Origin of the sequence: Microlunatus sagamiharensis, assembly GCF_900105785.1 — a bacterium.
Classification (GTDB): Bacteria; Actinomycetota; Actinomycetes; order Propionibacteriales; family Propionibacteriaceae; genus Microlunatus; species Microlunatus sagamiharensis.
Window position 1 is genome coordinate 1,587,828 of sequence record NZ_LT629799.1, and the last position, 18,820, is coordinate 1,606,647.

Sequence of the window (18,820 nt, forward strand, 5' to 3'; positions counted from 1 at the left end):
CCACACCGCCCGCGGGCGGCCGTGGCCCGCGAACCCTGGCCCGGCCCCGACTCCCGTACACCACTCCTGTGTTTCGGGCGGGGAGGCCGGGGTACCCCGACCACGTGAGACGAGCACCATCACCAGGCGCCGGGCAGCTGGACGAGCCCTGCGCCTCCTTGCGTCCGAAGTCCCCTCCGACCACCGTCACGGCGCCGGCCGATGCGCCCCGACGGTCCCAGATGCCCGCCGGCGGCGGCGAGAGCTGGCGCGCCGACTGGCGCGCCGACGCCGCCTGCGTGGGCGAGAACCTCGAGGTCTTCTTCCCGCTCGGCGACCAGGCGACCCACCACGCGCTGAGCAACCAGGCCAAGGAGATCTGCGCCCGCTGCCCGGTCATGGCGACCTGCCGTGCCTGGGCCCTGCGCACCAGCCCCGAGTTCGGCATCTTCGGCGGCCTCACCGCCCACGAGCGCCGCCTCGTCCGCGAGGGCCGCTGGAGCGGCCAGGGCCCCCGCCGCGCCAGCCGCACCGACGCCGCCTGACGGCGCCACCCGTACGAGGACCGAGGCCCGGTCGTCCTGCACCAGCAGGGCGACCGGGCCTTGTCCGTTCCCCCACCACCACGGTCGTTGCGCCGGGCGAGGACCGCACCCCGAAGGCCGGTTCGAGCACGAGGGCGCTACGCGTGGATGGGTCTGGCGGGAGCCCGGGACGCAAGAGCCCGGGACAGCGTGAGCCGTCCCGGGCGGATGGTTGCGTAGCGCCCTCGTGCTCGGGCCGGCCGGAGGCAGACCCGAGCACGGCAAGGAAGGCGCAGAGACCGGCTAGTCCCCCGGCCACTCACCCGTCAGCTTCTGGAACCCCTGGGCGCCGAGGCGGTCGACGGTCGCCTTGACGGCCGCGAAGATGGCGCCCTGGATGGTCGCCGCGACGATCACCCGGGCCAGCGTGTACTCGGACTGCAGCGCGTCGGGCGCGTCGTCCTGGCGCGCGACGCGCTTCCACACCTGCTTGAAGATCGCCCCGGCGACGGCGCCGGCGGCGATGCCGGTGAGGATGCCGACGGGCCGGTAGGCGAGCTGGGCTGCGTTCACCATGTCTGTTGCTCCTGCTTCTGCGACGGGATCAGTCGCGGGCGCTGCGGACGACGAGGGCGACCACCAGGGCGACCGCCCCGGCGCCGATCGCGGCCTGGGTGGCCGACGGCAGCGCCCGGAACCTCGAGACGAGCGTACGGGACTCCTCCGCCACCGAGCCGGCGGCCGAGCCGACCGACTCCTTCGCGCCGGAGACGGCGTCCGACACGGCTCCGGACACCTTCGCGCCCGCGTCGTGGACGGCCTCCTGGGCGTGCGCCTTGACGTCGAGCTTGTCGCTCAGCGCGTCGACGTTGGCGGCGAGGCGCTCACGACGCGCCTCGATGTCGGCCTGGATCTGCTCGGGGGTCTGCTTCTCGTCGCTGGGGGTGCTGTCGCTCACTTGCGGATCGATCCCTTGATCTCGGCCACGTCGGTCTTGACGCTGGCGATGGTGTCGGTGGGCACCGGCGGTGCCGCCTGGCTGAGCTGCTTCTTGCCCACGAGCGCCGCGACGCCGGCCACGACGAACAGGATCACACCGACGATCAGCGCCGCGAGCCAGGGCGAGACCACGTTGGCGAACCCCAGGACCGCGGCCGCGATCAGCACGCCCAGTCCGTAGAGCGCCACGACGCCGGCGCCGCCGAAGGCCCCGATGCCGATGCCGGCCTTCTTGGCCTTCTGGCCGACCTCGGCCTGGGCCAGGCGGATCTCGTCGCGGACGAGGGCGCTCAGGTCCTCCGACATGGAGCGGAAGAGCTCGCCGACGGACTTGTCGGACGGGTCGTCGACGGTGCTGCGCACCGCGGCGGCCTGGGAGGAGGCGCCGGAGGCGTTGTCGCTGGTCATGCTGGCTGTCCCTTCACGGGTTCGGTCGTCGGAGGTCCCGGCGCTCGCGCCGGTCGTGCCCGCGGTGCCGGAGTCCCCACCCTCGGGGATCGAGTCGGCCTTGACGGCGTCCCGGTCCCCGAGCGGCTGGGGCGCGCCGCGCGTCGTGTCCTTGATGGTCTGCTGCTCCGACTCGGCGTTGATCTCGGCGCCGAGCAGGATCGCGTAGGAGGTGATGAAGAGCCAGAGCAGCAGGATCACGATGCTGCCGATGGCGCCGTACGTCTTCGCGTAGTTGGCGAACTGCGAGACGTAGATCGAGAAGCCGACCGACGCGATGATCCAGAGCACCGTGGCGACGAGCGCACCCACCGAGACCCAGCGGACCTTCGGGGCGTCGCGGTCGGGGGCGACGCGGTAGAGCACGGCGAGCGCCACCGAGATCACCGCGACGACGAGCACCCACCGCACGACCTGCACGACGACCGTCGCCACGAGGCTCGTGCCGAGCACCTGCAGGACGATCGGCAGCACCGCGACCAGGGCGACGACCACGAGCAGGAAGAGGATCGCGCCCACGGTCAGCACCAGGGCGGTGAGCCGCTTCTTGACCAGCCCGCGGGTCTCCTCCTCGTCGTAGCAGAGGTTGACGGCGGTCATCAGGTTGCCCATGCCACCCGAGGCGCTGAACAGCGCCACCAGGATCGCGATGATCGCGCCGAACCCGACCGCACCGTTGCCGGAGGCGAGCGCGACCTGGTCGGTGATCGTCTTGCGGATGTCGGCGGGGATCGCCGTGCCCAGCGCGTCGATCTGGCTGCTGATCTGCCCCGGGTCGGCGAAGAAGCCGTAGATCAGGACCGCGGCGATCAGCGCGGGGAAGATCGCGAGGAAGGCGTAGTACGCCATCCCGGCCGCCAGCAGCGGGACGTTGTCCGCCTGGGCCTCGGCCCAGCCGCGCTTGGCGATCTGGACCCAGCCCTGCTTGGGGATGTCCTGGGGCTTGTCGGCCCCTTCTCCCGGCACCCGTTCGGTGCGCGTGACCTCTGCGGTCGGCATGGCTCGTCCTCGTGGTCGTGGTCGTGGTGCTCATCGACGTGGTCGGCGGACGTCTGCGCACGACGTCCCGCCTTACGCCGTTAACCCTCTCACGCAGCCGTGAAACCACCGGGTCTCGTGGGGCCGCGGCGCGCCGGTCGGGAACGGTGCCTTCGTTACAGTGACCGACGTGGCAGAGCAGTCGGGTCGGACGCCCGGGTCGGGCCGGGACCTGAGGAGCCTGGTCGACCCCGTCGTCGTCGTCGCCTTCGGCGGGTGGAACGACGCGGGCAACGCCGCGACCGGGGTGGTCGACCACCTCCAGGAGGCGTACGGCGCCGAGCTCGCCTTCGCCCTCGACCCGGACGACTTCTACGACTTCCAGGTCAACCGGCCGCTGGTGAGCCTGACCGACGACGACGAGCGCGAGCTGACCTGGCCGACCACCGAGGTCCGCGTGGGCCGCCTCGCCGACGGCCGCGACCTCGTCCTGGTCCAGGGCCTGGAGCCCAACCTGCGCTGGCGGCAGTTCTCCACGACCATCGCCTCGGCGCTGCAGTCGGCGAACGCCCGGCGCGTGCACGTCCTCGGGGCCCTGCTGGCCGACACCCCGCACACCCGGCCGATCCCGGTGTCGACGTCGACCTACGACCGCGAGCTGATGACGTCGCTGGGGCTGGTCCCCTCGACGTACGAGGGCCCGACCGGCATCGTCGGCGTCATCGGCGACACGCTCGCCCGGGCCGGGCTCGAGGTCCTGTCGCTGTGGGCCGCCGTGCCGCACTACGTCTCGCACCCGCCGTGCCCCAAGGCGACGCTGGCGCTGCTCTCCTCGCTCGAGCAGCTGCTCGACACCTCGCTCGACCAGGGTGAGCTGCCCGAGCTGGCACGCGCCTGGGAGCGCGGCGTCGACGAGCTGGCCGCGGACGACACCGAGGTCGCGGAGTACGTCTCGACGCTCGAGGAGCAGCAGGACGCGACCGAGCTGCCCGAGGCCAGCGGCGAGGCCATCGCCGCCGAGTTCGAGCGCTACCTGCGCCGTCGCAGGGGCAACTGACCCAACCCGCCGGACACGCCCCGTCCGCCACCAGGAGGAGCACCATGCCCGGACAGAACAGCAAGCCCCGCAGCCCGTCGGTGCAGGCGCCCCCGGACACGCCGCCGGTCGCCGGCCAGCCGCAGGCCCCGGTCTTCTTCGGCATCCTGCTGCTCGCCGGGCTGGTGATCATCGGCGTCGGGCTCAAGAGCACCGCGAGCATCGTCGCGCCGGTCTTCCTCGTCCTCACGCTGGTGATCACGGTCGCCCCGCTGCGGCGCTTCCTGGTCAGGCACCGCTGGCCGTCGCCGCTGGCCAGCCTGGTCAGCCTGCTGGCGATCTACGCCCTCGTGATCGTGATCCTCGGCTCCGTGGTGTGGTCGGTGTTCAAGCTCGTGGAGAAGCTCCCCGACTACGCCACCGCCTTCAACCGCATCTTCCAGTCGCTGCTCGGCGTGGCCGACCGCCTGGGCTACGGCCAGGAGCAGATCCAGAAGCTGGCGGGCTCCTTCCAGCTGACCAGCCTGGCCGGCCCTGCGCAGACCCTGCTCAGCGGCGTCACCAGCTTCGGCTCGCTGCTGGTGCTGATCGTCGCGGTCGTGATCTTCATGGCCTTCGACCAGGCCGACATCGGCGAGCGCCTCGCGCTCATCCGCCGCACCCGCCCGCACATCGCCGACGGGCTGCAGAACTTCGCCGACCGCGTCCGGAAGTACTGGGTCGTGACCACGATCTTCGGCCTGATCGTCGCGGTGCTCGACACCGTGGCGCTGCTCATCATCGGCGTGCCGCTGGCGTTGACGTGGGGCGTGCTCGCCTTCGTGACCAACTACATCCCCAACATCGGCTTCGTGCTCGGCGTCATCCCGCCCGCCCTCATCGCCCTGCTCGACGGCGGTCCGGGCAGCGCCCTGGCCGTGGTGATCGTCTACACCGCGCTCAACGTCATCATCCAGACGATCATCCAGCCGCGCTTCACCGGGGACGCGGTCGGCATCTCCGGCACGGTCGCCTTCATCTCGCTGATCTTCTGGGCGTACCTGCTCGGCGGCCTGGGCGCGCTGCTCGCCATCCCGGCGACACTCTTCCTCAAGTCGACGCTGCTCGACAATTCGGTGCCCGCGAGCTGGCTGAGCGCGCTGATCAGCAGCTCGCCCAAGAAGGACCAGCCCCAGACACCGCGCAAGCTCGCCGGCGCGAGCGCGCAGGAGCGGCCGGCGAAGACCTAGGCCCAACGGGCCGCGGCGTCACCGAGCTCGCGCAGCCGGGTGACCATGGCGTCGGGGTCGTCGGCGGCGAACACCGCCGACCCCGCCACCAGCGCGTCCGCCCCGGCCTCGACGCAGCGCTCGACCGTCTCCACGGAGACGCCGCCGTCGACCTGCAGCCACACGTCACCGCCCGACTCGCTGATCAGCTGGCGGGCCCGGCGGATCTTGGGCAGGCAGAGGTCGAGGAAGGACTGCCCGCCGAAGCCGGGCTCGACCGTCATGACCAGGACCATGTCGAGCTCGCCGAGCAGGTCGGCGTACGGCTCGACCGGCGTCGCCGGCTTGAGGGCCATGCCGGCCCGGGCGCCGCGCTCCCGCAGCTCGCGGGCCAGGCGCACGGGCGCGGCGGCGGCCTCGACGTGGAAGGTCACCGACTCCGCGCCGGCCTCGGCGTACTGCGGTGCCCACCGGTCCGGGTCGGAGATCATCAGGTGGATGTCGAGCATCTGGGCGGTCACCGAGCGGATGGCCTTGACCACCGGCAGGCCGAGGGTCAGGTTCGGCACGAAGTGAAGGTCCATGACGTCCACGTGCAGGGCGTCGGCGCTCGGGATGCGCTCGATCTCCCGCTGGAGGTTGGCGAAGTCCGCCGACAGGATGCTGGGCATGACACGCGTCGGTCTGGGCACGAGGAGACCCTAGCGAGATCCCGCCCCGGGCTTCAGCGGCGGCGCAGGTAGGCCGCGAACATCGCGTCCGTGCCGTGCCGGTGCGGCCAGAGCTGGAGGAACTCCCCCTCGGGCCCCGTGGTCGCGTCGAGGATGCCCGGGAGCACGGTCCCGACGGGCAGCACCTCGACGTCGTCACGCCCGGCGAGGGTCTCCTCGACGACGTCGACGGTCTCGCGCCGGTGCGGCGAGCAGGTGACGTACGCGACCACGCCGCCGGGCGCCGCGGCGTCCAGGGCGGTGGTGAGCAGCGCGCGCTGCAGCGGGTGCAGGGCCTCCACGTCGGCGGGGTCGCGGCGCCAGCGCGCCTCGGGCCGGCGGCGCAGCGCACCCACCCCCGTGCAGGGGACGTCGGCGAGCACGCGGGTGAAGGTCCCGGGGCGCCAGGCCGGCCGCGTCGCGTCGGCCACGACGACCTGCGGGCGCCGCTCGAGCGGGTAGGCCCGGGCACCGCTCACGACGAGGCCGGCGCGGTGCGGCGCCAGCTCCCCGGCCAGGACCCGGCTGCCGTCGGCCGCGGCCAGCCCGGCGAGCAGCGCGGTCTTGCCGCCCGGTCCGGCCGAGAGGTCGAGCCAGGGACCCCGGCCGGCCTCGGGCCTCGTGACGCCCCAGGCCACCAGCTGCGAGCCCTCGTCCTGCACGCCGGCGCGACCGGTGCGGACCAGCGGCACGTCGCCGGGGTTGCCCGAGGTGCGCACGCCGAAGGGGGAGAGCCGGCTGCGCTCCCCCGTCCCGTCGAGCTCGTCGAGCAGCTCGTCCACGTCCGCGAGCCCCGGGCGGACCACGAGGGAGACCCGCGGGCTGACGTTGTCGGCCTCGAGCGCCGCCACCAGCTCGTCGTCCGGCAGCAGGTCGGCGTACGCGTCGACGACCCAGCGGGGGTGCGCGTGCGCCAGCCCGAGCCGGTCGTGCCCGTCCCCGGTCGCGAGCGCGGTGACCCAGTCGTCGAGGTCGCGGGCGGCGACCTTGCGCAGGACCGCGTTGACGAGGCCGGTCACCCGACGGCCGACCGTCGCCGCGGCCAGGTCGACCGTCGCGCTGACCGCCGCGTGGCTGCCCACCCGCATGCCCAGCAGCTGGTGGGTGCCCAGGCGGAGCAGGTCGACGACCGCGGGCTGGAGGGAGGAGAGCGGCCGTCCGGCGGCGGCGGCGAGCACCGCGTCGTAGGTGCCGAGCCAGCGGCAGGTGCCATTCAGGAGCTCGGTCGCGAAGGCGGCGTCGCGCCCGGTGATGCCGCGCTCGGTCAGCAGGCCGGGCAGGACGAGGTTGGCGTACGCCTCCTCGCCGGTGACGCGGCGCAGCGCGTCGAAGGCAACCCGGCGGGCGCGGTCGACCCGCGCAGGCACGTCAGTCCCCCAGCCGGAGGTCCTGGGTGGCGCCGAGGCCACGGGCCCAGTCAGCCGCGGCCATCGGCTTCTTGCCCTGCGCCTGCACCTGCCCCAGCTCGAGCACGCCCGCACCCGTCCCGACCAGCACGGAACGGCGACCGACCAGCAGCTCCCCGGCGGCGAGCGCCGTGCCGTCGTCGCCGCCGCCGGGGCTTGCCGAGGACACCTTGAAGCGCTCGCCGCGGAAGGTCGTCCACGCGCCGGGGTTCGGGTGGCAGCCGCGGACGAGCCGGTCGACCTCGACGGCCTGGCGGGTCCAGTCGACCCGGGCGTCCTCGACGGTGATCTTGGGCGCCATGGTCACGCCCTCGCCCGGCTGCTCGACGGGCTGGACCCCCGCCTCGACGGCGTCGAGCGTCTCGACCAGGAGCGCGCTGCCGGAGTAGGCGAGCCGCGTCAGCAGGTCGCCAGACGTGTCGGTGGCACCGATGGGCTCGGTGACGACGCCGTACGTGGGCCCGGCGTCCATCTCGAGGACCAGGCGGAACGTCGTGGCGCCCGTCTCGGCGTCGCCGGCGAGCACGGCGTGCTGCACGGGGGCGGCGCCGCGCCAGCGCGGCAGGACCGAGAAGTGCAGGTTCACGAAGCCGTGGCGCGGGATGTCCAGGACACGCTGCGGGAGCAGGGCGCCGTACGCGACCACCGGGCAGCAGTCGGGTGCGAGCTCGGTCAGCCGGGCCACGAAGTCCTCGTCGCGCGGGCGCTGCGGCTTGAGCACCTCGAGCTCGAGCTCCTCGGCCCGCAGGGCCACCGGGCTCGCGGTCAGACGCTTCCCGCGCCCGCTCGGCGCGTCCGGCCGGGTGACGACGGCGACCACCTCGTGGTCGGACGCCACGATCGCGTCGAGGGCCGGCACGGCCACCTCAGGGGTCCCGCAGAAGACGACTCGCACCCGCTGACTCTACGGGTTCTGCGTCCTCGCTCCGCTCGGACGCTGCGCTCAGCCGAGCACGACGGGGTCGACCCGCACGCGGACCGCGCCATCGCTCTTGCGGGCGCTGCGCACGCCGGCGACCTCCTTGGCCGCGCGCACCAGCGCGCCGCCGGAGCGGACCGGGGCCCGCAGCGTGAGCCGCAGCAACGGCTCGCCGTCGCTGCCGGGCAGCTGCTCGCGCTGCGGCAGCGGGACGGGCCCGAGCGTCTCGGTGCCCGGCGGCTCGTGGACGAGGCCCACGTACTCCTGCAGCACCGGCGCCGCGCCGTCGACGGTCACGACCTTCGCGGCCGGCGGGAAGTGCGCCTCGGCACGGTCGGCGAGCTCGCGGACCGCGAACCCCGCCGGGTCGACACGCACGAGCGCCTGCAGGGCGCGACCGCTGCTGTCCCCCACGGCGAGCACCGACCCGCCGTCCGCACCGCCGCGGACCAGCGCCACGACCGCGAACCAGCGCCGCAGCGCCTCCTCCGACGCCCGCAGGTCCGGGCGCAGCAGCAGCAGGGTGGTGTCCAGGAGCACGGCGGCGGCGTAGCCGCCCTCGGCCGGTGGCTCGGCACCCGGCGTGGCGACGACGATCGCGCCGGTCGGCCCGACGCCCTCGAGCCGGCCCTCGCCGCTCGACTGGAGCACGGGGACGCCGGGGAAGGCACGCCCGAGCTCGGCCGCCGTCCGCGTCGCTCCGACGACGGGCGAGCGGACGTGGTGGCCGCCGCAGACCGGGCACTCCCAGTCGACCTGCGGCCGCCCGCACCAGCGGCAGGTCATGGTCGCGCCGGACCCCTCGCCCAGCGCGGTCGGGCCGGAGCAGAAGGCGCAGCGGACCGGCTCGCGGCAGTCCTGGCAGACGAGGGCGAGACGGCCGCCGGCCCGCGGGACCTGCACCAGGACCGGACCCGTCGGCAGAGCCGCGCGCACCAGGGTGAAGACGTCGTGCGGCACCCGGGCCGCCCGCGCCGCCGGGTCGCGGGCCAGCGCGCGGTCGTCGTCGCCGCCCACCCGGACGCGCGGGGCCGCGTGGCGCACGTCCGCGCGCGCCTGCGCGACCGGGCGCAGCCAGCCGCTCTCGACGTAGGCCTGCAGCTCGGCGGTGCGCCCGTACGAGGCGAAGAGCGCGGCGGCGCCGCTCTGCCGGGCCCGCAGCGCCAGCACCTCGCGGGTGTGGGGGTAGGGCGCGCGCGGCTCGGCCCAGAGGTCGTCGCCGTCGTCCCACAGCGCGACCAGGCCGAGGTCACGGACCGGCGCGTACGCGGCCGCCCGGTTGCCGACGACGACCTGCGCCCGGCCGTGGGCCGCGGCCAGGAAGGCGCGGTAGCGCGCGGCCGGTCCGGTCTCGGCGACCAGCGCGACGACGCGGGACCGGCCCAGCGCCGCGACGCAGGCGGCCTCCAGCCGAGCGACGTCGCGCTGGTCGGGGGCCAGCAGGACCGCGCCCCGCCCGCCCTCGACGCAGGCGCGGGCGGCCGCGGCGAACCCGGCCGCCCAGTCCGACACCGGCGCCGCGCTCGGTGTCACCTGCCACAGGGCCCGCGGCGAGCGGCCAGCCCGCAGGGCGGACGCGTACGCGGCCCCGTCCGGGTAGGCGGCGAAGGGGTCCGCGCGCGGCGCCGGCCAGGGCGTCTCGGGCTCGCCGTCGGTCCGGGCCGCCTCCCGCGCCGCGGCCGCCTTCTCCGTGGCGGCGTGCCGGGGCGGGACCGCGAGCCGCACGACGTCGACGAACGTCCCCGCGTAGTGGTCGGCCACGGCCCGCACCAGGGCGCTGGTCTCCGGGGTCAGGACGGGCTCGGCCGAGACGACCTTGTGCAGCGGCGCCAGCACGCGGTCGGTGTCGGTCGTGGCGGCGCGCTCGAGCACGAAGCCGTCCCGCAGCCGGCCGGCGAAGCGGACCCGCACCCGGGCGCCGGGGACGGCCTCGGCGTCCTGCTCGGGCGTGACGCGGTAGTCGAAGGGCCGGTCGAGGTGTGCGAGCGGCACGTCCACCGCGACCCGGGCCACCGGCTGCGACGGCTGGGCCGGCTCCGCGGGCGCGGGGGCGGGGTCGGCGGGCACACGCGGATCCTAGGCAGAGCCACCGACAGGACCGCCGGTCGACGGGTGCCCGACGGACGGGGCGGGCGGTGAGAGGGTGGGCCGGTGACGGCGACGAGCGGGCGGACGACGTCCGAGCAGGACGCGCGGACGCTGCTCGTGCACCTCGGCACGGCGATGGTCGCGACCGGCCAGCCGATCAACGAGGTCGAGGACGAGCTCGCCGAGGTGGGCCGGGCGCTCGGCCACCCCGGCACCCAGATCGCGGCCGGCCCGACCGGCGTCATGCTCTCACTGTCGAGCGGGGCCCCGTCGGCGTACGAGGCGGTCACCGGCGCGCTGCGGCTCGACCAGGCGGCCCAGGTCCGCGAGATCCGCCGCGACCTCCTGCTCGGCCGCGTCGACGCCGCGACCGCCGACCAGCGGCTGCTGGACCTGCGCCACCAGCCCCCGCGCTACCCCGTGTGGCTGGCGAACCTCGGCTGGGTCGCCGTGGCCACCGGCATCGCCCTGATCCTGCAGCCGGGCTGGCGCAACGTCGTGCTGGCCGCGCTCGGCGCGCTGGTCGTGGTCGCGCTGTTCCGGCTGGCGCAGCGCGTCACGCTGCTCGCGACGCTGCTGCCCGTGGTGGCGGCCTTCCTCGTCGCCTGCCTGGTGTTCACCGCCACCGACCTCGGGCTGGTGGAGGGACCGCTGCGGACGCTGCTCCCGCCGCTGGCCGTGCTGCTGCCCGGGGCGCTGCTGGTGACGGCGATGTCGGAGCTCGCGACCGGCGACATGGTGGCCGGGTCGTCGCGGCTGATCTTCGGCCTCGTGCAGGTCCTGCTCTTCACCCTCGGCGTCGTCGCCGCCACCCGGCTCTTCGACCTGCCCCGCGAGGCCCTGCGCAACGTCCGCGTCGACGACCTGGGCTGGTGGACCGCGCCGCTCGGGCTGGTGCTGATCTGCGCCGGCATCGGGCTGCTGGAGTCGCCGCCGGTGCGGCTGCTGCCCTGGATCCTCGTGGTCCTGGTGCTCGCCTTCGCCGCGCAGGGGCTCGGGCAGCACTACTCGGGCCCGGTGCTCGGCAGCTTCCTCGGCGCGGTCGCGGCCAGCCTGGGCTCCTACGTCGTCGAGGCGGTGGTGCCCGACCTGCCGCGGCTCGTGGTCTTCCTGCCGTCCTTCTGGCTGCTCGTGCCCGGCAGCCTCGGCGTGCTGTCGGCGACCGAGCTCGCGCTCGACCCGGGCGGCGCGACGGCCACCGTCCTCGGCGTGGTGACCCTGGTGAGCGCGCTCGCGCTCGGCCTGCTCGTCGGCACGGCCGCCGCCCAGTCGCTGCGCTCCGTGCTTCGCCGGGCCCGCCGGATCCGCGTCCGCACGCACCTGCCGCTCGACCACCGGCCCGACGACCCTGCGACCGGAGCACCCCTCGCCCAGGAGACCGACCGATGACCACGTGGCGCGACCGGGCGTCCTCCCCGGCGCAGGACGACCTGGACGGGCTGCTGGACCACGCGCTCCGCTACGCCGAGGACCGGTTGAGCGAGGGCGGCTTCGCCCCCGTGGCCTTCACCCTGGACGTCGACGGCACGGTCTCGCTGACGGCGGCCGGCTGGGACGAGGGCAGCGGACCGCCCCCGGCGGCGGAGGTGCTGGAGGGGCTCCGGGTCGCGCTCCGCTCGGCGCGCGACCACTTCCGCGCCGTCGCCGTGGTGCTCGACGCCGCGATGCCGGACGGCTCCGACGTCGTCCAGGTCGACCTCGAGCACGCCGAGGGGCAGGCGCTGACCGTGCTCATGCCCTACGTGCGAACGGCCGACGGCGTCGAGACCGCCGACCTCCGGGCCGTCACAGGCCAGCCCCGTATCTGGGTGTGAACCGGTGCCGGGACGAGCCCGGCGAGTGGTCAGGCCCGCTCGGCGTCGTCCTCGAGGACGCCGTCGAGCTCGAGGCCGTCCTCGAAGTCGCGCAACCATGCAGCGAAGTCGTCCGGACCGAACAGCAGCTCGTCGGGGGCGACGAGCAGCCCGGCTCCGGACAAGGTCGTCAGCGCCCGCCAGCGCGCCCTGTCCATCTCGGGCGGGTCCCAGGCCGCGACCCAGGGCATCGCCCAGTCCTCCGCCTCGAAGGGCGTCGTCGTGCCCGTGACCAGCCCGCGGAGCACGGCGCGCACCGCGTCGACCGGCGGAGCCTCGCCGGGTGACGGAGGCTGATCGCGCCCTCGCGGGCTCACGTCCGCTCGGCCGCCTGGTCGTCGGCGCTGCCGCCGCGGGGCACCCGGAACGCGAGGATGCCGTTCTCCGACAGCATCCGGCAGACGTCCTCGCGGTCGTCGTAGAAGAGCTCGATCCCCAGCTCGCGGCACTTGGCCAGCTTGAGCTCGGGCGACTCGCGCGTGTGGTCGAAGACGACCTCGTGCACCGTCGGCACGTCGGTGACGGCCCGCACCTCGGCCTCCACGGTCCCGATCCGGCCGTGCCCGATGGCCGAGACCACGTGCACCTCGTCGCCCGCCGCGGCGTGCAGCGCGATCAGGTGACCGATCTGAGTCGGGTAGTGGCTGAGCACGTGCCAGTAGTCGAAGCCGACGATCACCCGCACAACCTAGGCGGCCGCTCCGCAGGCCGAGGACGGCGGCGCGACCCAGGGCTCCGCGAGCGCCAGCGAGTGGACCTTCGCCAGGGGGCGAGGGGGATCGTCCCCCTCCATGACCCAGGGCTCCGCGAGCGCCAGCGAGTGGACCCTCGGCAGGGGGCGAGGGGGATCGTCCCCCTCAAGATTCAGCCGCGGACGGCGGCAGCGAGCGCGTCGGCGCGGTCGGTGCGCTCCCAGGTCGAGCCGGGGAGCTCGCGCCCGAAGTGGCCGTAGCGCGCGGTGGGCGCGTAGACGGGCCGCAGCAGGTCGAGGTCGCGGATGATGGCGGCGGGACGCAGGTCGAAGACCGCCAGCACGGCCTCCTGGATGCGGCTCACGGGGACCTGCTCGGTGCCGAAGGTCTCGACGTAGAAGCCGACCGGGTGCGCGCGCCCGATCGCGTACGCGACCTGGACCTCGCAACGGTGCGCGAGGCCGGCGGCGACGACGTTCTTGGCGACCCAGCGCATCGCGTACGCGGCGGAGCGGTCGACCTTGGACGGGTCCTTGCCGGAGAAGGCGCCCCCGCCGTGGCGGGCCATGCCGCCGTAGGTGTCCACGATGATCTTGCGGCCGGTGAGCCCGGCGTCGCCCATCGGGCCGCCGACCTCGAAGCGGCCGGTCGGGTTGACCAGCAGCCGGTAGCCCCGGGTGTCGATCTCGAAGCGCTCGAGCACCGGCTCGACGACGTGCTTGCGCACGTCCGGGGTGAGCAGCGCGTCGAGGTCGATGTCGGCGGCATGCTGGCTGGAGAGGACGACCGTGTCGAGGCGCACGGGCCGGTCGCCGTCGTACTCGATGGTCACCTGGGTCTTGCCGTCGGGGCGCAGGTAGGGCACGCGCCCGTCCTTGCGGACCTCGGACAGCTGCTCGGCCAGGCGGTGCGCCAGGTCGATCGGCAGCGGCATCAGGTTGGCCGTCTCGTCGGAGGCGTAGCCGAACATCAGGCCCTGGTCGCCCGCGCCCTGCGCATCGAGGTCGTCGACCGACTCCCCCGTGCGCCGCTCGTACGCGGTGTCGACGCCCTGCGCGATGTCGGGCGACTGCTGGCCGATGGCCACCTGGACGCCGCAGGAGGCGCCGTCGAAGCCCTTGGTCGAGGAGTCGTAGCCGATCTCGAGGATGCGCGAGCGCACGATCGAGGGGATCTCGACGTAGGCGTCGGTGGTGACCTCGCCGGCGACGACGACCAGCCCGGTCGTGACGAGCGTCTCGACCGCGACCCGGCTGTGCGGGTCCTCGGCGAGGAGGGCGTCGAGCACGGAGTCGCTGATCTGGTCGGCGATCTTGTCGGGGTGGCCCTCGGTCACCGACTCGGAGGTGAAGAGGCGTCCGGTCACCGCTGCAACCTATCCCGCGGGCGAAGGGCGAGCGCCGCGTCCAGGATCCGGTGGGCGAGCACGTCCTTGCTGCCGGCGTGCGGCCCGTCGACGACCGCTTCTCCCCCGGCGTCGCCCGCGGTGCGGGCGAGCAGCGTGACCTCGTTGTCCTCGGAGCCGAAGACCAGGCCGTGGCCCACGGCGTTGAGCACGAGCAGGTCGCAGCCCTTGCGCGCCAGCTTGTCGCGCCCGAGCGCGACGAGCCGTGCGTGGTCGGGCGCGGTCTCGGCCGCGAAGCCGACGATCACCTGGGCGGCGTCCTCGCGGGCCTCGACCAGGCCGCGCAGCACGTCCGGGGTCTGCACCAGGTCCACGGCGAGCCCGCCGTCGCCGCTCTTCTTGATCTTGGTCTCGCTCGCCCCGCGGGGGGTGAAGTCGGCCGGCGCGGCGGCCATCACGACCACGTCGGCCGTCTTCGCGGCCCGCGTCATCGCCGCGGCCAGCTCGGCGGTGCTGCCCACGCGCTCGACCTCGACGGCCGGCGGGCCGGCGACGTCGGTGTGCGCGACGACGGCGTGCACGCTGGCCCCCGGAGCCGGGCGGCGCGGGCGAGCGCCCAGCCCATCCGGCCGGAGGAGGAGTTGCCGATGAACCGCACCGGGTCGAGGTGCTCGCGCGTCCCGCCGACGCTGACCGCGACGTCGAGACCGGCGAGGTCCTGGGCGGCGGCGAGCGGCGCGACGCCCGGCGCGGCGAGCACCGTCCGCGCGACCGCGAGGATCTCGGCGGGCTCGGGGAGGCGCCCGGCCCCGGAGTCTGCGCCGGTCAGCCGACCCACCGCGGGGTCGACGACCACCGCTCCGCGCGAGCGCAGCGTCGCGACGTTCGCCCGGGTCGCCGGGTGCTGCCACATCTCGGTGTGCATCGCCGGGGCGAGCACCAGCGGGCAGGTCGCGGTGAGCAGGACGTTCGTCAGCAGGTCGTCGGCCCGGCCGGTGGCGGCGCGGGCCAGGAGGTCGGCGGTGGCCGGGGCGACGACGACGAGGTCGGCCTCGCGCCCGAGCCGGACGTGGGGAACCTCGTACGCGTCGTTCCAGACGTCGGTGCTGACCGGGCGTCCGGACAGCGCCTCCCACGTGGCCCGCCCGACGAAGGTCAGGGCGGACTCCGTGGGGACGACGGTCACCTCGTGGCCGTCGTCGCGCAGCCGCCGGAGCAGCTCGCAGGCCTTGTACGCCGCGATGCCTCCCGCGACGCCGAGGAGGACGCGGCTCACGGGGCTACGCGGAGGCGAAGGGGTCGGGCTCGGCGGTCGTCTCGGCCTCGGCGTCCGGGTCGATGTCGATCGCGGTGAGCTTGCCCTCGTTGAGCTCGCGCAGCGCGATGGAGAGCGGCTTCTCCTGCACGGCGGTCTCGACCAGCGGGCCGACGTGGTCCAGGAGGCCCTCGCCGAGCTGGGAGTAGTACGCGTTGATCTGGCGGGCGCGCTTGGCCGCGAACAGCACGAGGCGGTACTTGCTGTCGGACTGCGTCAGCAGCTCGTCGATCGGCGGGTTCGTGATGCCTTCGGCGGCAGCGGTCTGGGAAGCGTTCTGAGCCACAGGGTTCCTCTTCATCGGGTGGGCAGGGGCTGTGCCGGACCCGGTCCGGTCCTCGGGGGGACCCGGTCGGCAGCCTGCCGGTCTGTCTGCTCGATCACAGACCCATCAAGGCTACCAAGTCCGCGACCGCCTGCTCGACACTGACGTTGACCACCACCGCGTCGAACTCGGACGCCGCCTCCAGCTCGGCGTGCGCGGTCTGCAGCCGGCGCTCGCGCTGGGCCGGGGTCTCGGTCCCCCGGCCGACGAGCCGGCGCTGCAGCTCGTCGAAGCTCGGCGGGGCCAGGAAGACGAAGCGCGCCTCGGGCCAGGACGTCCGCACCTGCCGGGCGCCCTGCAGGTCGATCTCCAGCAGCGCGGGGCGTCCGGACTCGGTCGCGGCGACGACGGGGGCGCGGGGCGTGCCGTAGCGGTGCACGCCGTGCACCACCGCCCACTCCAGCAGCAGCCCCGAGGAGACGAGCTCGTCGAACTCCGCCTCGGAGACGAAGAGGTAGTGCTGGCCGTCGACCTCCCCGGGCCGCGGTGGGCGCGTGGTGGCCGAGACGGAGACGAAGACGTCCGGGTGCGTCGCCGCGAGGGCGGTGGTGACCGTCCCCTTGCCGACGGCGGTCGGCCCCGACAGGACGGTGAGGCGGCTCGTCACCGCTCAGGTCTCGTCGACGGACCGGGCGAACTCGGCCACCAGCGCCGCCGTCTGGTGCTTGCCCAGGCCGCGCAGGCGGCGGTTCGGCGCGATCTCGAGGCGCTCCATGACCTTGCCGGCGCGCACAGCGCCGACGCGCGGCAGGGACTTCAGCACGTCGACGACCTTGGTGTGGGCCACGACGTCGTCGTGCTCCGCGGCCTCGAGCACCTCGGCGAGGCTCCGCTCACCCGTCCGCAGAGCCTGCTTGACCTCGGCGCGTCGGCGGCGGGCCTCGGTGGCCGCGTGCCGCGCCTGCTGGCGCTGCTCGTCGCTCAACGGGGGGATGCTCACCGGGTCCTCCTCTCACGTCTTCGCAGGGCTCGGGCAGGTCGTGGACGTGCACCGACGACGTCGCTCCGGCCCGGGGGCTTCCGAACCTATCTCAGCCCGGCGACCGACTCCACGACCGCCCGTGCGGCCCGCCTGAGCCGTACGGGGTCGGGCCCGGCCCGCATGACGTCGCGGCTCGTCGTCGGCAGGACCAGCGGCAGCGCCGCGCCGAACACCTCGGCCAGGTCGGCCGCCGTCCCGCCCTGGGCACCGAGGCCGGGCGCGAGCACCGAGCCGTTCAGGTGCTCGAAGCGCGTCCCGGTGCGCCCGATCGTCGCGCCGACGACGACGCCGACGTCGCCGAGCGGCTCGGCCCCGGCGTTGCGCCGGGCGGCCTCGTCGACGACCGTCTGGCCGACCGTGCTCCCCGCGCCGTCACCGCCCGCGGTGAGGGCGTGCTGCACCTGCGGCCCCTCCGGGTTGCTGGTGAGGGCGAGCACGTAGACGCCGCGCCCGTGGCGCCGGGCCAGCTCGACCGCGCCGTCCAGCGACCCGAACCCCAGGTAGGGGCTCAGCGTGACCGCGTCGGCGGCCAGCGGCGAGCCCTCGCCCAGGTAGGCGGCGGCGTACGCGTCCATGGTCGAGCCGATGTCGCCGCGCTTGACGTCGAGCAGCGAGAGCGCACCGGCGGCGGCGCAGTCGGCGAGGACCCGCTCCAGGACGGCGACCCCGGCCGAGCCGTACGCCTCGAAGAAGGCCGACTGCGGCTTGAGCACGGCCACCTGGTCGCCGAGCGCCTCGACCATGCCGCGCGCGCAGCGCTCGAGGCCCTGCACGGTCGGCTCCAGGCCCCACGCCTCGAGGACCCCGGGTGCGGGTCGACGCCGACGCACAGCGGCCCGCGCTCCGCGACCGCCGCGGCCAGCCGGACCCCGTACGGCTCCCTCATGCTGCCCGCTCCCCTCGTGACGTCGCGACGGACCGCCTCGGCGCCGCCGCACGGGCGTCGACCGCCCGCAGCAGGGCCGGACCGCCGTAGACGAAGCCGGTGTAGACCTGCAGCAGCCGGGCGCCCGCGTCGAGCAGGGCCTGGCCGTCGTCGGCGCTGGTGATGCCCCCGACCCCGATGACCGGCAGGTCGGTGCGCGCGGCGAGGAACGCGACGACCTCGCGGGCGCGCACGGCGAGCGGCGCGCCGGACAGGCCGCCGGCCTCCCCCGCCCGCCACGCGTCGGTCTCGGCGAGCCCGTCGCGGGCCAGCGTCGTGTTGGTGGCGACGAGCCCCGCCGCCCCGGCACCCGTGCAGACGTCGAGGACGTCCTCGAGCGCCTCGGGCGTGAGGTCGGGCGCGACCTTGACCAGCACCGGCACCGGGCGGGCCGGGTCCTGCGCCCGCGCCGCGGCCACGAGCGCCGCGACGAGCGCGCGCAGCGTCGCGCCGTCCTGCAGGCTCCGCAGCCCGGGGGTGTTGGGGCTGGAGACGTTCACGGCGACGTAGTCGGCGTGCGGAGCGACCGCCGCGAAGGACGCCAGGTAGTCGCCGGCCGCCTCCTCCAGCGGCGTCGTCTTCGTCTTGCCCAGGGAGATGCCGACGGGGACGCCCGGGGCGGGCGAGCCACGCCGGACGCCCGCCGCGTCGAGCCGGGCGGCGAGCGCCGCGGCCCCGGCGTTGTTGAAGCCCATCCGGTTGACCAGCCCGCCGCTGGCGGGCAGCCGGAAGAGCCGCGGGCGCGGGTTGCCCGGCTGCGCGGTGGCCGTCACGGTGCCCAGCTCGACGTGGCCGAAGCCCATCGCCGCCCAGGCGTGCGGAGCGAGGCCGTCCTTGTCCATCCCCGCGGCCAAGCCCACCACCCCGGGGAACGTCAGCCCGAGGGCCTCCACCGGGCGACGCGGGCCGCGGGTCAGCAGCCGCAGCGCCGCGAGCGCTGCCGGCTGCGCGTCGAGCGCCGCCAGCGCCCGCAGCGTGGCCGAGTGCACCCGCTCCGGGTCGCCGCCGTAGGAGCGGAACAGCAGCGGGCGCAGCAGCCGCGCGTACGCGGCGTCCGGGCGCAGGTCGAGCCGCAGGTCGGGCGCCACG

20 protein-coding genes and 1 pseudogene are annotated in these 18,820 nt (G+C 75.0%); 5 read left to right on the forward strand and 16 right to left on the reverse strand.

Going from position 1 to position 18,820, the window contains the following annotated elements:
* Window positions 1-221 precede the first annotated feature (221 nt).
* Window positions 222-524 carry a WhiB family transcriptional regulator gene (locus tag BLU42_RS07185; RefSeq protein ID WP_091073868.1) on the forward strand — a complete coding sequence of 101 codons (303 nt, stop codon included), beginning with the start codon at window positions 222-224 and terminating at the stop codon, window positions 522-524.
* Window positions 525-806: 282 nt separating this feature from the next.
* Here BLU42_RS07185 and BLU42_RS07190 read toward each other — a convergent pair whose 3' ends face one another.
* From BLU42_RS07190 to BLU42_RS21320, 3 genes are read right to left on the reverse strand one after another with little or no spacing between them, the layout of a single operon-like run.
* Window positions 807-1,079 carry a DUF4235 domain-containing protein gene (locus BLU42_RS07190; protein ID WP_091073869.1) on the reverse strand — a complete coding sequence of 91 codons (273 nt, stop codon included), beginning with the start codon at window positions 1,077-1,079 and terminating at the stop codon, window positions 807-809.
* Window positions 1,080-1,107: 28 nt separating this feature from the next.
* Window positions 1,108-1,461 carry a DUF3618 domain-containing protein gene (locus BLU42_RS07195; RefSeq protein ID WP_197680655.1) on the reverse strand — a complete coding sequence of 118 codons (354 nt, stop codon included), beginning with the start codon at window positions 1,459-1,461 and terminating at the stop codon, window positions 1,108-1,110.
* Entirely contained in the window at window positions 1,458-2,948 is a 1,491-nt protein-coding gene (locus BLU42_RS21320; protein ID WP_091073871.1) for a YhjD/YihY/BrkB family envelope integrity protein, read from the reverse strand. Before BLU42_RS21320 ends, BLU42_RS07195 begins: the two co-directional genes overlap by 4 nt.
* A 169-nt stretch (window positions 2,949-3,117) precedes the next feature.
* Between BLU42_RS21320 and BLU42_RS07205 the strand changes: the two genes are divergently transcribed.
* Both BLU42_RS07205 and BLU42_RS07210 read left to right on the forward strand, forming a co-directional pair.
* Entirely contained in the window at window positions 3,118-3,984 is an 867-nt protein-coding gene (locus BLU42_RS07205; RefSeq protein WP_197680656.1) for a PAC2 family protein, read from the forward strand.
* A gap of 44 nt (window positions 3,985-4,028) precedes the next feature.
* Window positions 4,029-5,192 carry an AI-2E family transporter gene (locus BLU42_RS07210; protein ID WP_091073872.1) on the forward strand — a complete coding sequence of 388 codons (1,164 nt, stop codon included), beginning with the start codon at window positions 4,029-4,031 and terminating at the stop codon, window positions 5,190-5,192.
* On the opposite strand, the gene rpe is transcribed toward BLU42_RS07210, so the two are convergent.
* Genes rpe through BLU42_RS07230 form a run of 4 tightly spaced genes read right to left on the reverse strand, consistent with a single transcriptional unit; the run spans window position 5,189 to window position 10,273 of the window.
* Window positions 5,189-5,842, reverse strand: a complete 654-nt coding sequence (rpe, locus tag BLU42_RS07215) for a ribulose-phosphate 3-epimerase (RefSeq protein WP_091073873.1) — start codon at window positions 5,840-5,842, stop codon at window positions 5,189-5,191. The two genes, BLU42_RS07210 and rpe, sit on opposite strands and share 4 nt — an antisense overlap.
* 53 nt (window positions 5,843-5,895) lie before the next feature.
* The gene (locus BLU42_RS07220; RefSeq protein WP_172825764.1) at window positions 5,896-7,248 is read right to left on the reverse strand and encodes an RsmB/NOP family class I SAM-dependent RNA methyltransferase; all 1,353 of its coding nucleotides are present in this window, start codon (window positions 7,246-7,248) and stop codon (window positions 5,896-5,898) included.
* 1 nt (window position 7,249) lies between these two features.
* Window positions 7,250-8,182 carry a methionyl-tRNA formyltransferase gene (gene fmt, locus BLU42_RS07225; RefSeq protein WP_091073875.1) on the reverse strand — a complete coding sequence of 311 codons (933 nt, stop codon included), beginning with the start codon at window positions 8,180-8,182 and terminating at the stop codon, window positions 7,250-7,252.
* Between the two features lie 48 nt (window positions 8,183-8,230).
* Window positions 8,231-10,273: a primosomal protein N' gene (locus tag BLU42_RS07230; RefSeq protein WP_091073876.1), complete on the reverse strand. Its 2,043-nt coding sequence runs from the start codon at window positions 10,271-10,273 to the stop codon at window positions 8,231-8,233.
* Window positions 10,274-10,357: 84 nt separating this feature from the next.
* On the opposite strand from BLU42_RS07230, the gene BLU42_RS07235 reads away from it, so the two are divergent.
* Together BLU42_RS07235 and BLU42_RS07240 are read left to right on the forward strand one after the other, a co-directional pair.
* Window positions 10,358-11,683 (forward strand): threonine/serine exporter family protein, encoded by a 1,326-nt coding sequence (locus BLU42_RS07235; RefSeq protein WP_231918487.1) that lies wholly within the window; start codon window positions 10,358-10,360, stop codon window positions 11,681-11,683.
* On the forward strand, window positions 11,680-12,108 hold the full coding sequence (locus BLU42_RS07240) for a hypothetical protein (RefSeq protein ID WP_091073877.1): 429 nt from the start codon (window positions 11,680-11,682) through the stop codon (window positions 12,106-12,108). The genes BLU42_RS07235 and BLU42_RS07240 overlap by 4 nt, the downstream gene beginning before the upstream one ends.
* 29 nt (window positions 12,109-12,137) lie before the next feature.
* Here BLU42_RS07240 and BLU42_RS07245 read toward each other — a convergent pair whose 3' ends face one another.
* The 9 genes and pseudogenes from BLU42_RS07245 to BLU42_RS07285 form a co-directional block, all read right to left on the reverse strand.
* Window positions 12,138-12,404 carry a hypothetical protein gene (locus BLU42_RS07245; RefSeq protein ID WP_091073878.1) on the reverse strand — a complete coding sequence of 89 codons (267 nt, stop codon included), beginning with the start codon at window positions 12,402-12,404 and terminating at the stop codon, window positions 12,138-12,140.
* 56 nt (window positions 12,405-12,460) lie between these two features.
* Window positions 12,461-12,826 (reverse strand): HAD family hydrolase, encoded by a 366-nt coding sequence (locus tag BLU42_RS07250; RefSeq protein ID WP_157719873.1) that lies wholly within the window; start codon window positions 12,824-12,826, stop codon window positions 12,461-12,463.
* A gap of 185 nt (window positions 12,827-13,011) precedes the next feature.
* Complete coding sequence (gene metK / locus BLU42_RS07255; RefSeq protein WP_091073880.1) at window positions 13,012-14,205, reverse strand: methionine adenosyltransferase; 1,194 nt, start codon at window positions 14,203-14,205, stop codon at window positions 13,012-13,014.
* Window positions 14,202-15,460 (reverse strand): annotated as a pseudogene (coaBC, locus tag BLU42_RS21700) (bifunctional phosphopantothenoylcysteine decarboxylase/phosphopantothenate--cysteine ligase CoaBC). The gene metK and the pseudogene coaBC overlap by 4 nt, the downstream one beginning before the upstream one ends.
* Window positions 15,461-15,464: 4 nt before the next feature.
* Entirely contained in the window at window positions 15,465-15,785 is a 321-nt protein-coding gene (rpoZ, locus tag BLU42_RS07265) for a DNA-directed RNA polymerase subunit omega (protein WP_269458018.1), read from the reverse strand.
* A gap of 94 nt (window positions 15,786-15,879) precedes the next feature.
* Window positions 15,880-16,431 (reverse strand): guanylate kinase, encoded by a 552-nt coding sequence (gmk, locus tag BLU42_RS07270; protein WP_091073882.1) that lies wholly within the window; start codon window positions 16,429-16,431, stop codon window positions 15,880-15,882.
* A gap of 3 nt (window positions 16,432-16,434) precedes the next feature.
* Window positions 16,435-16,764, reverse strand: coding sequence for an integration host factor, actinobacterial type (gene mihF / locus BLU42_RS07275; RefSeq protein WP_091073883.1), 330 nt, complete (start codon window positions 16,762-16,764; stop codon window positions 16,435-16,437).
* An 86-nt stretch (window positions 16,765-16,850) separates the two neighbouring features.
* Window positions 16,851-17,579: an orotidine-5'-phosphate decarboxylase gene (gene pyrF / locus BLU42_RS07280; RefSeq protein WP_407940254.1), complete on the reverse strand. Its 729-nt coding sequence runs from the start codon at window positions 17,577-17,579 to the stop codon at window positions 16,851-16,853.
* Window positions 17,580-17,688: 109 nt separating this feature from the next.
* Window positions 17,689-18,819, reverse strand: coding sequence for a quinone-dependent dihydroorotate dehydrogenase (locus BLU42_RS07285; RefSeq protein WP_231918490.1), 1,131 nt, complete (start codon window positions 18,817-18,819; stop codon window positions 17,689-17,691).
* Between the last annotated feature and the right edge of the window lies 1 nt (window position 18,820).